The organism is Parvimonas sp. KA00067, from assembly GCF_001553085.1.
Taxonomy (GTDB): Bacteria; Bacillota; Clostridia; order Tissierellales; family Peptoniphilaceae; genus Parvimonas; species Parvimonas parva.
This window is the reverse complement of sequence record NZ_KQ960145.1, coordinates 181,227-191,214: the sequence shown is the minus strand read 5'-3', so window position 1 is coordinate 191,214 and position 9,988 is coordinate 181,227. Positions and strand designations below refer to the sequence as shown.

The 9,988-nt window shown below is 28.4% G+C and carries 13 protein-coding genes; 10 read left to right on the top strand and 3 right to left on the bottom strand.

Translation table 11 applies throughout. The features are described from left to right. The 7 genes from HMPREF3181_RS02925 to ruvB form a co-directional block, all read left to right on the top strand. Positions 1–587: glycoside hydrolase family 73 protein (locus HMPREF3181_RS02925; RefSeq protein ID WP_197415912.1), on the top strand; the 587-nt coding region annotated here is incomplete at its 5' end. Continuing rightward, positions 588–1,517 (top strand): DMT family transporter, encoded by a 930-nt coding sequence (locus HMPREF3181_RS02920; protein ID WP_068472807.1) that lies wholly within the window; start codon positions 588–590, stop codon positions 1,515–1,517. A 90-nt stretch (positions 1,518–1,607) separates the two neighbouring features. After that, entirely contained in the window at positions 1,608–2,021 is a 414-nt protein-coding gene (locus HMPREF3181_RS02915; protein ID WP_068472806.1) for a hypothetical protein, read from the top strand. 88 nt (positions 2,022–2,109) lie between these two features. Further along, positions 2,110–2,628 (top strand): hypothetical protein, encoded by a 519-nt coding sequence (locus HMPREF3181_RS02910; protein ID WP_068472800.1) that lies wholly within the window; start codon positions 2,110–2,112, stop codon positions 2,626–2,628. A gap of 114 nt (positions 2,629–2,742) precedes the next feature. Further along, positions 2,743–3,237 carry a crossover junction endodeoxyribonuclease RuvC gene (gene ruvC / locus HMPREF3181_RS02905; protein WP_068472798.1) on the top strand — a complete coding sequence of 165 codons (495 nt, stop codon included), beginning with the start codon at positions 2,743–2,745 and terminating at the stop codon, positions 3,235–3,237. Between the two features lie 7 nt (positions 3,238–3,244). After that, complete coding sequence (gene ruvA, locus HMPREF3181_RS02900; protein ID WP_068472797.1) at positions 3,245–3,847, top strand: Holliday junction branch migration protein RuvA; 603 nt, start codon at positions 3,245–3,247, stop codon at positions 3,845–3,847. An 8-nt stretch (positions 3,848–3,855) separates the two neighbouring features. Further along, positions 3,856–4,863, top strand: a complete 1,008-nt coding sequence (gene ruvB, locus HMPREF3181_RS02895; RefSeq protein WP_068472795.1) for a Holliday junction branch migration DNA helicase RuvB — start codon at positions 3,856–3,858, stop codon at positions 4,861–4,863. A gap of 87 nt (positions 4,864–4,950) precedes the next feature. Here the strand turns inward: ruvB and HMPREF3181_RS02890 are convergent, their stop codons facing one another. From HMPREF3181_RS02890 to HMPREF3181_RS08030, 3 genes are read right to left on the bottom strand one after another with little or no spacing between them, the layout of a single operon-like run. Then, positions 4,951–6,108 carry a hypothetical protein gene (locus HMPREF3181_RS02890; protein WP_068472793.1) on the bottom strand — a complete coding sequence of 386 codons (1,158 nt, stop codon included), beginning with the start codon at positions 6,106–6,108 and terminating at the stop codon, positions 4,951–4,953. Beyond that, the gene (locus HMPREF3181_RS02885; RefSeq protein ID WP_068472792.1) at positions 6,095–6,730 is read right to left on the bottom strand and encodes an ATP-binding cassette domain-containing protein; all 636 of its coding nucleotides are present in this window, start codon (positions 6,728–6,730) and stop codon (positions 6,095–6,097) included. The genes HMPREF3181_RS02890 and HMPREF3181_RS02885 overlap by 14 nt, the downstream gene beginning before the upstream one ends. Positions 6,731–6,783: 53 nt before the next feature. After that, positions 6,784–6,912 (bottom strand): hypothetical protein, encoded by a 129-nt coding sequence (locus tag HMPREF3181_RS08030; RefSeq protein WP_255353726.1) that lies wholly within the window; start codon positions 6,910–6,912, stop codon positions 6,784–6,786. 229 nt (positions 6,913–7,141) lie between these two features. On the opposite strand from HMPREF3181_RS08030, the gene queA reads away from it, so the two are divergent. Genes queA through HMPREF3181_RS02870 form a run of 3 tightly spaced genes read left to right on the top strand, consistent with a single transcriptional unit; the run spans position 7,142 to position 9,987 of the window. Then, the gene (queA, locus tag HMPREF3181_RS02880; protein ID WP_068472789.1) at positions 7,142–8,185 is read left to right on the top strand and encodes a tRNA preQ1(34) S-adenosylmethionine ribosyltransferase-isomerase QueA; all 1,044 of its coding nucleotides are present in this window, start codon (positions 7,142–7,144) and stop codon (positions 8,183–8,185) included. After that, entirely contained in the window at positions 8,185–9,303 is a 1,119-nt protein-coding gene (tgt, locus tag HMPREF3181_RS02875) for a tRNA guanosine(34) transglycosylase Tgt (protein WP_068472787.1), read from the top strand. The genes queA and tgt overlap by 1 nt, the downstream gene beginning before the upstream one ends. A 3-nt stretch (positions 9,304–9,306) precedes the next feature. Continuing rightward, positions 9,307–9,987: an SdpI family protein gene (locus tag HMPREF3181_RS02870; RefSeq protein ID WP_068472785.1), complete on the top strand. Its 681-nt coding sequence runs from the start codon at positions 9,307–9,309 to the stop codon at positions 9,985–9,987. Position 9,988 lies beyond the last annotated feature (1 nt).

Here is a 9,988-nt window from a genome sequence, read left to right as displayed (position 1 = left end):
AAAGTGGAGCTATGGCTGTAAATACCAAAATAGATGGATATAATATAGACGAAAATGGAGTTGCTAGGAGCGCATCCAAACCTATAGGTAGTAGAAGTGAGTTTATAAAGAAAGTAACACCTGGAGTTTTAAAGGCTGTTAAAGGTAAGGGATTATTTCCTTCAATAGCTGTCGCTCAAGCTTGTTTAGAAACTGGTTTTGGAACTGACGGATTATCCCCGGCGCCAATATATAATTTGTTCGGTATTAAGGCAGCTGATGATACACCTCCTGAAAGATATTATGAAATAAGAACTGCTGAATATGATAAAAATGGAAAAAAGTATTATATTACAGATAAGTTTATGAAGTTTTCAGGATATGATGAGGCATTTGAATACTATGCTAAGTTATTTACTAGAACTAAGTGGCTTACTAACTGGTATAGAAATGTTGTAGCTGCTAAGACTCCGGAACAAGCTGCAAAAGCATTAACCGGAACTTATGCTACTGACCCGAATTATGGTTCAAAGTTACTTAATATAATTGATACTTATAATTTGAGAGAATTGGATAAAGAGATTTTTCCTAATGGAGTAAAACCATAGATGAAAAAATTTAAAAACGAATTTATAGGACTTGGTTCAGGATTCTTTTGGGCAGTCAATGGAATAATTTTATCTCTTCTTACAGGAAGTGAATACTTGAAAAATTATAGTGTTGGAATTTTATTTTTCTTGCCTTTAGTTTTTGCCGGATTTAATGACTTGTTTGCCGGAATATTTGTTCTAGGATATAATGGAGTTTTTAGGAAATTAAAGTTAATATTACCTGCGTTAAAAACAAAAAACGGAAAAATGGTTTGTTTTGCAGGCTTGATAGGTGGACCTGTTGGACAATGCTCATATATTATGGGCATTTCTCTAGCAGGTTCTGCTTATGCAATTCCTATTTCTGCACTATGCCCAATGTTTGGAACTATTTTATCAGCTGTTTTTTTGAAAGAAAAAGTAAATTTAAAAACTTTTTTATGTGTTTTAGGCTGTATAGTTGGAACTTTTATTTTATCCTATACAAAACCAGCCGGTAATTATCCTTATTTTTATTTAGGAATTTTATTTTCTGTTATTGCAAGTTTTAGCTGGGGTTTAGAGGCTACGATTGTAAATTTTGCAAGCAAAGAAGAGCTTGAAGAAGAAATAATTTTAAATATAAGAGAAATTATTTCAGGATTAACTATATTATTTTTAGTTTTACCATTTTTACGATTATTCAGTGGATTTATAGTTACAATAAGACATTTTGAAATTTTAAAATATTTAATTTTTTCAGGTTTTTTTGCAGGACTAAGTTACCTGCTCTACTATAAAGCTATGAAATTAAACGGAGTTTCAAAAGGAATGGCACTTAATAGTACATTTAGTGTATGGAGTGTTATTCTTTCTGTTTTGTTTTTATCAACTTCATTAACAGTAACTTTATTTATTGGCGTTTTAATAGTAACTTTATCAATAATAGTACTATCTTTTAGTAATTAATTTTAAATAAATGTTTTTCTTTTCGTTAAAGTGGTATAAATTAATTAGTACCATGGAGAAGTACAAACATTTATTTTTTTAGGAGGGCTTATGGAATACTTAAGACAAAAATACATTATTGATATTGAAACATACAAATTTTTAGATGATGTGTATGAACCGATTAACGAAAATATAGAATATGAATTGGTAACAAGTGATGAATTAGTTGGAAATTTCAAATTAAATGAAACAAATTCAGAATATGTTACAGTTACTTATTGTAAATTATATGATGCAACAGGAATTTCCGATGGAGAAGTTTATGAACATTTCTTAGATAATTCACATTTTATAAAGAGTAATTTATCAGAAGTTAGGAATATGTATGTTGATTCTCTTGTTAAAGAAATTGAAAAGAGATATAATCTGGAAATAAAAAATCTTAATGATGAATCAGAAGTTAAGTCTTTAATGACTAGAATTAATAATGAGATTAGGAAATTACAAAGAAAAAAGAGATAAATTTTAATTTTTTTTAATAAAGTATTTATTTAAAATCAAAAATGTAGTATAATAGATATAATTGAAAAAATAAAAGGAGGAAATTTGTATGCATCCAATGTTACAAAAACATGTAGACTCAGGTTATATGAAAGAAGAACATGGTCTATATATCGAAGAAGCTATTGCTAAAGGAGAAACTTTAATTATTTCAGGTCATAGATCTGCTGGAATAAGACCATTTATGGCAGCTGTTATGGCTGTTGCTAAAGGTTCACACAAAACTGTTCAAGTTAAAGATGAAGCTGGTATCGAAGCTGCAAGTGATGTAGATTATATTTTAATTCCTGCACTTACAGAAGAAAACTGTGAATCAATGGTTCAAGCTGCTTTCAATAAAAAAGGAATGAACACTATAACTTTCAAAGAAACTGAACTTAAGTACTCAATGATGAAAATCATGAAAACTCAAGCTAAAGAAGTTGGAGATTTAAGCAAAGTTGTTCATTTAATTGAATGTAGAAAGATTAATATGATACCTCACTTAATTAACTTCAGTAAAATGACTTACGATGAAAAAGGTAAAGTTAAGAGAGAAGATTTACTAAGCTGTGAAGATTACGAATAATATTTAAAAAGCAAGATTTAGTTCTTGCTTTTTTTGTGCAATAAATATAACTTTCTTTAATTGAAAAAATATGTGTTTTATGTTATTATAAGGGGTAGTATTGGAGGATTTTTTGTGATTATTTTTGGATTAGACCCTGGGATTGCAATTGTTGGTTATGGAATTATTGAAGCGATTGGTAATAGAGTTAGACTTATTGACTATGGTGTTATTGAAACCAAGGCGGGAGTTCCACTTCCTGATAGACTTAAGATTATTGATGAAGAATTGAATAGATTGATTGATTTACATAATGTTGATGAACTTGCGATTGAGGAACTGTTTTTTAACAAGAATGTTAAGACGGTAATAAATGTTGCACAAGCTCGTGGTGTTGAAATTTTATCTTTTATAAAGAAAAATATTTTAGCTTATGAATATACTCCTTTACAAGTTAAACAAGCTATTACCGGCTATGGTAGGGCTGATAAAAAGCAAATGCAAGAGAGCGTTAAGATGATTTTTAAACTTAAAGAGATTCCAAAACCTGATGATGCGGCAGATGCCTTGGCTATTGCTCTTTGCCATTTTTTTAGTTTGAAATTTAAAGAAGAATTTAGAATGAAATAGGTGTTTTATGTACGAATATATTAGTGGTGAACTTAAATTTATTTATAATGACTATATTGTTATAGATAATAATGGAATAGGTTATAAGATTTTTACTTCCAACAATACAATTTTTAATGTAAATGTTGGGGATTTTTATACGATTTATACAGACTATATTGTAAAGGAAGATTATGTCGCTCTTTTTGGTTTTAAAACTCTTGATGAGCTTGAGATGTTTAAAATGCTTGTTAGTGTAAATAGTATAGGTCCTAAGGTTGCCTGTGGCATTTTATCGTCAATGTCTGTTGACAGTTTGAAACTTACTATTGTAAATGGAGATGCTGTTTCTCTTTCAACTGCAAAGGGAGTTGGTAAAAAAACTGCACAAAAAATCATTTTGGAATTAAAAGACAAGATTTCAATCGACAGTATCAGTAGTAAAGATATTTCAACTGGAGAAATGGAAATTACAACAAGTGGTAAAGATTTTGAAAAGAGAGAGCTTGTCTTAGATGCTTTGGTTAATTTAGGGTTTATGAAAAATGATATTGAAAAATTCCTTTCAAGCATTAATATTGATGAAATGGAAATTGAAGATATTATTAAACTTAGTATGAAAAAATTATAGGTGTTATTATGTTTGAAGATTTTGAAGATAGAATTATCGGAACTGGTTTTTCGAGGGAAGATGTTGATATAGAAACAAGTTTAAGACCGAAGTGGATTGATGAGTACATAGGTCAAGAAAAAGCAAAAGAGAGATTAAAGATTTTTATAGAGGCTGCTAAGACTAGAAATGAGCCTTTAGACCATTGTCTTTTATATGGACCTCCTGGTCTTGGAAAGACCACTCTTGCAAATATTATTGCTAATGAAATGGGAGTTAATATTAGAGTTACTTCAGGTCCTGCTATTGAAAAGCCGAGCGACCTTGCGAGTATTTTGACTAATTTAAGTAAAGATGATGTCTTATTTATAGATGAAATTCACAGAATAAATAAAAGTGTTGAGGAAATTTTATATCCTGCTATGGAAGATTATGCTTTGGATATAATAATCGGTAAAGGTCCAAGTGCCAGAAGTCTTAGAATCGACCTTGAAAAATTTACTTTGATAGGGGCAACTACAAGGACGGGACAACTTACAGGACCTCTTAGAGATAGATTTGGGATTATGCTTAATCTTGAATTGTATAGCATTGAAAATTTACAAAAAATTATTACTCGTTCTGCGGGTATTTTAGGTGTTGAAATTGATGCTGATGGGGCTATAGAAATTGCAAGACGTTCTCGTGGAACGCCAAGAATTGCAAATAGACTTTTAAAAAGGGTTAGAGATTTTGCACAGGTTAAAAGAGATGGAAAGATTGATTTGCAAACGAGTAAAGACGGACTTGATATTTTAGAAGTAGATGATTTAGGTCTTGATACGATAGATAGAAAAATAATTACTACAATAATAGATAATTTTTCAGGGGGACCTGTTGGGATTGATACAATAGCTGCATCTACCGGAGAAGAAAGGGTTACAATAGAAGATGTTTATGAACCTTATTTACTACAAATAGGCTTTCTAAGCAGAACAAGTAGAGGAAGAATTGTAACGGATAAAGCATATAAACATTTTGGTAGAATAAAAAAGTAACGATTATTTAACCGTTACTTTTTTTGTTGTGGAACAACAAGGTTCCCGGGGACCCAGCCGATGCAAAGAATCGGGGAATGGTTCGCTCTATACTATTAAGTTAGTTCCAATTATTGTTAGTATTAAGGTTACAATTATAGTTATAATTATATCATTTTTATTGTATTTATAATTCTTGTTTTGTATAAAATTTAATACTACAACCGTTGAAAATATAGTAATTAGTGTTGATATAAAAGTTATTTTCACTGTTAAAATCAATCCGACTTTAAAATAAATTACAGGAAACATAAAAATCGTTGAAATAAGATGAAGTTTTATATTATCTGTTATTTTAAGTTTGTTTATATTTTTTAATGAATTTTTATCATATATAAAATTAAAACGATTATGTTCTATTTTGAAAATAGCAAATAAATTTGAAATTCCATTTAAAACAACTGAAATAGTAAAAGCAATTATTGCATTTTCAATTGTTTCTCTATAAATCGTCAAAATTGATATTGTATAAAATAAGGATATGTTCCTTAGAAAATTTCCATTTCTTATAACATATAAAAAATTATATCCAAAATATTTTTCTGAATTTGTTAAAAATTTTGAAAAATTATGTTTTTTAATATAATTTGACTTTATAGAATTTAATATTTTTATTGATATATGGACAAAGGCAAAAAATACTAAAAAGTAAATAAAAAAAGAAATTTTATTTGCAAAATTTTTTATAATCTCTCCAGTTCCTTTTTTTACAAATACTAAAAGCAAAAACATTATACTAAATCTAATCAATAGTAAAAATGACTGAAAATCAACTTTATTGAATATTTTTCTAAGTCCTATAACAACTAAAAATAGCAATGATATAATTGTCATATAGAATAGGCTTACATTTATCAAATCTAATCTGTATGGAATAAACACAAAAAAACCTATTATCAAAGATCTAATTAAACTTTTTGAAGAATAGTATCTTTCTATTTCTTCAGTTTTTAATTTTCCAAAAAATGATTTTAGTTTTAATTTATTGTTTAAATTATAGTTTGGGAAGACAAACTCAATAATTATTGTAAAAAAGAATAAACTTTTTAGAAGATACATATCTTCATACTTGCCAAATAGAATAAATCCAATATGTATTAATGAAATCATAAATAGTATTGATACAAAGAATTCTATTAGGTTAAAAATATTTTTTATTTTAAATCTTTTCCTAAAAACTTCAAAATTTATTTTAAATACATTCAAGAATTTCACTCTCCAAATTTTCTGTACTTTTATCTAAAATTTTTACAATTTTTCCATCTTTCATTATAAAAAATTCATCACATATATCTGAAAGAGTATCTAAAATATGTGAAGAAATCAAAATAGCACAATCTTTAGAAATCTCTTTTAGATAGATTTTAAGCTCAAATATATAGTTTATATCTATACTGTTAAATGGTTCATCTAGAATTAAAAAATCAAAATTTCGTATAAATATAGGAGATAGAGCGATTTTTTTACTCATTCCCTGTGAAAGATTTGCAATTAATTCATTTTCTTTGTTTTTTAAATTTAATTTTTCTATAACATAATCGTAATTTGAGTTTGTATCATTATGTTTTAACAAAAGATTTATAAACTCTTTTACAGTTAAAAACTCATAGGCGTTAAGTTCAGTTGGAATATAAAGAATTTTATCTTCATCAATATCCATTTCAATATTTCCGTTTAAATTTAAATTGTTTGTTATTGCATTCATTAATGTCGTTTTACCTGCACCATTTTTTCCAATGAGTGCATAAATTTTTCCCTTATCAAAATTTATATTTTCAACATAAATTGAAAAATTTTCAAAAGAATGGCTTAATTTTTTTAAAATCATAAAACTCTCCTAATAAAATATGTAAGAGGCTACAGTTAATGTATCCTTGTTGTTTAGCCAAACATTTGACTCAATAGAACAAATGCAGCTGCTCCCATTTGAATTAGCATAGGACCATTTGCTATAACCCATGCTACAGCTTGAGGACCATAAACCCATGCTGCTGCTATCAATGCTGACATAAAAACTCAGCTCCTTTTTTAAAAGATATTCTATCTGCAGACACAAATATAGAAAGCACACTTCCTATCAACCTGATGGTAGCACAAAAAAATTTTTTTGTCAATAATTTTGATAATTATAATCTATTGATATAAAAAACAATTTAAAAAATTTGAAAAATATTGAAAAACAATATATAATATAATCTTGTAGATGTATTTTATATTTTATATAGAAGGAAGAGAGTTAATGAAAAGTTTAAAAACGGATGATTTTGATTTTGAGCTTGATGAGTCTTTGATTGCTCAGTTTCCGCTTAAGGATAGATCAAGTTCAAAACTTTTAGTTGTAAATAGAGAAAATTTCGATTTAGAACATAAAGTTTTTAAGGATATAGTAGAATATATAAATTCAGGTGATGTACTTGTAATAAATGATACGAAAGTAATTCCTGCAAGACTTTTCGGTTCAAGACCGAATAAGGAAGAGGTAATCGAAGTTTTACTTTTGAAAAAACATGAGGATAATACTTGGGAAACTTTGGTAAAACCGGGTAAGAAAATGAAAATCGGCTCAAAGGTAGAATTTGGAAATGGAAAATTAGTTGGAGAAGTTGTTGGAATAAGCGTTGATGGAGAGAGATTTGTTAAATTTTCTTATGATGGAATTTTCGAGGAGATTTTAGATGAACTTGGAACAATGCCACTACCACCTTATATTCACGAAAAATTGGAAGAAAAAAATAGGTATCAAACCGTTTATGCAAAACATAATGGTTCTGCTGCTGCACCAACTGCAGGACTTCATTTTACAGATGAACTTTTGGAAAAATTGAAGGAAAAAGGTGTTAAGATTGCAAGGGTAACACTTCATGTTGGACTTGGCACTTTTAGACCTGTAAAGGTTGATAATGTTTTGGAACATAAAATGCATGAAGAATATTATGAAATTTCTAAAGAAAGTGTTGAAATTATAAATTCTGCAAAAGAAAATGGAAATAGAGTTTTTGCTGTTGGAACTACAAGTGTTAGAACTTTGGAAACAGTTTATAAAAAATATGGGAAATTAGTTGCTTGTAACGGAGATACCGATATTTTTATCTATCCTGGATTTGAGTTTGGAGTTGTAGATTGTTTGATTACAAACTTCCATTTGCCAAAGTCAACTTTAATAATGCTTGTTAGTGCTTTTTCATCAAAAGAAATAATAATGAATGCTTATAATGAGGCAACAAAAAATAGATATAGATTTTTTAGCTTTGGAGATGCAATGCTAATTAAAAAGGAGAAATAATGGAATTAAAATATGAATTGATAAAAAAGTCTAAGGATTGTAATGCAAGGCTTGGAAAGATTTATACAAATAGAGGAGTTATTGAAACTCCAATCTTTATGCCGGTTGGAACTCGTGCAACTGTAAAGGCTATGAATGTTGATGAACTTAAAGACATTGGCTCACAAATAATACTTGGAAATACTTACCATTTATATCTAAAGCCCGGTCAAGAGATTATAAGAATGGCAGGAGGACTTCACAAATTTATGAATTGGGATAAACCGATTTTAACAGATAGTGGTGGTTTTCAAGTTTTTAGTCTTGGGGATATTAGAAAAATAACTGAAGAGGGCGTTGAATTTAGGTCGCATATTGACGGCTCAAAACATTTTATCTCTCCTGAAAAATCAATGGAAATTCAAAATGATTTAGGCTCAGACATTATGATGGCTTTTGATGAATGTGCTCCATATCCTGCTAGCTATGATTATGTTAAAAATTCTATGGAGAGAACTTTACGTTGGCTAAAGAGATGTAAAGATTATCATAAAAATACGGATAAACAAGCTCTTTTTGGAATTATTCAAGGGGGAATGTTTAAAGATTTGAGAAGAGAATCTGCTCTTGCTACTATTGATATGGATTTACCGGGTTATGCAATCGGTGGACTTAGTGTTGGAGAACCTAAGGAAATTATGGTTGAATATTTGAACTACACAGCACAATTTATGCCGGAAAATAAGCCAAGATACTTAATGGGTGTTGGAACGCCTGATTATTTATTTGAGGCGGTTGAGGCAGGAATTGATATGGCTGACTGTGTTCTTCCAACTAGAATTGCAAGAAATGGAACTGCGATGACTTCAAAAGGAAAACTTGTTATAAAGAATGCAAAATATGCAAAAGACTTTTCTCCACTTGATGATGAATGTGATTGTTATGCTTGTAAAAATCATACAAGAGCATATATTAGACATTTAATAAATGTTGATGAAATTTTAGGAGCAAGACTTTTATCAATCCATAATTTGAGATTTTTACTTAAAACTATGGAAAATATTAGACAAGCGATTAGAGAAGACAGATTTTTAGAATACAAAAAAGAATTTTACCAAAAATATGGATATGAGGATTAATATATGAATAAATTTTTAAAACTATTATTAATTTTAGCAATAACTCCAATAATACTTGCAACAGCAGGATTTATTGTATTGCCAGCATCTGTTTTGGCTTTTATTAAAAATGGAAAAGAAGTTTTTATCGGCTCATATATGATTTACACATTTGCAATCATAAATGTCGTTTTATCATTCTTTGGAATAACTTATTTAAAAAGAGTAAAGAAAAAATTTTCTGATGAAAATTATCCTACGGGAGTAACTGTTGTTGCCTTTGTAAATTTACTTATTTCCATTATGTGTAACTATTTTACTTTTTCAGTTTTAAAACTTATGTTAAAAAATTCAAAAATGGAAATTCCTTTTTTTGTAATTAGAATAGTTTTTTCTTTGATAGCTGTACTAATTGTATTTTATGGAATTTATCTTAGAAGAGTTAAAAAAGAAAGTGAATTTGCAATAAGGAACAAATGGACAATGAATAACGATATAGTTTTTAACTATGCAAATAAATTTTCAGGAGTTGTCTTTATTGCAGGAGGAATTTTTGTTTTGATTGTATCATGGATAATAGGAAATCAAAACCAGTTATATATTACAACATTGTTTACTCTAATAATTTGTGCAATATCTTCAAATTATATAAGCAGAACAATTGGAATGAAATACAAAACAATGTATAAAGGAAAAAATAAATAAA

Bases quoted from the DNA above. Each gene is read 5' to 3' on its own strand.
- queA (WP_068472789.1), top strand. From the start codon at position 7,142: ATGAAAAGTTTAAAAACGGATGATTTTGATTTTGAGCTTGATGAGTCT.
- tgt (WP_068472787.1), top strand. From the start codon at position 8,185: ATGGAATTAAAATATGAATTGATAAAAAAGTCTAAGGATTGTAATGCA.
- HMPREF3181_RS02920 (WP_068472807.1), top strand. From the start codon at position 588: ATGAAAAAATTTAAAAACGAATTTATAGGACTTGGTTCAGGATTCTTT.
- ruvA (WP_068472797.1), top strand. From the start codon at position 3,245: ATGTACGAATATATTAGTGGTGAACTTAAATTTATTTATAATGACTAT.
- HMPREF3181_RS02870 (WP_068472785.1), top strand. From the start codon at position 9,307: ATGAATAAATTTTTAAAACTATTATTAATTTTAGCAATAACTCCAATA.
- HMPREF3181_RS08030 (WP_255353726.1), bottom strand. From the start codon at position 6,912: ATGTCAGCATTGATAGCAGCAGCATGGGTTTATGGTCCTCAAGCTGTA.
- ruvB (WP_068472795.1), top strand. From the start codon at position 3,856: ATGTTTGAAGATTTTGAAGATAGAATTATCGGAACTGGTTTTTCGAGG.
- HMPREF3181_RS02885 (WP_068472792.1), bottom strand. From the start codon at position 6,730: ATGATTTTAAAAAAATTAAGCCATTCTTTTGAAAATTTTTCAATTTAT.
- HMPREF3181_RS02910 (WP_068472800.1), top strand. From the start codon at position 2,110: ATGCATCCAATGTTACAAAAACATGTAGACTCAGGTTATATGAAAGAA.
- HMPREF3181_RS02915 (WP_068472806.1), top strand. From the start codon at position 1,608: ATGGAATACTTAAGACAAAAATACATTATTGATATTGAAACATACAAA.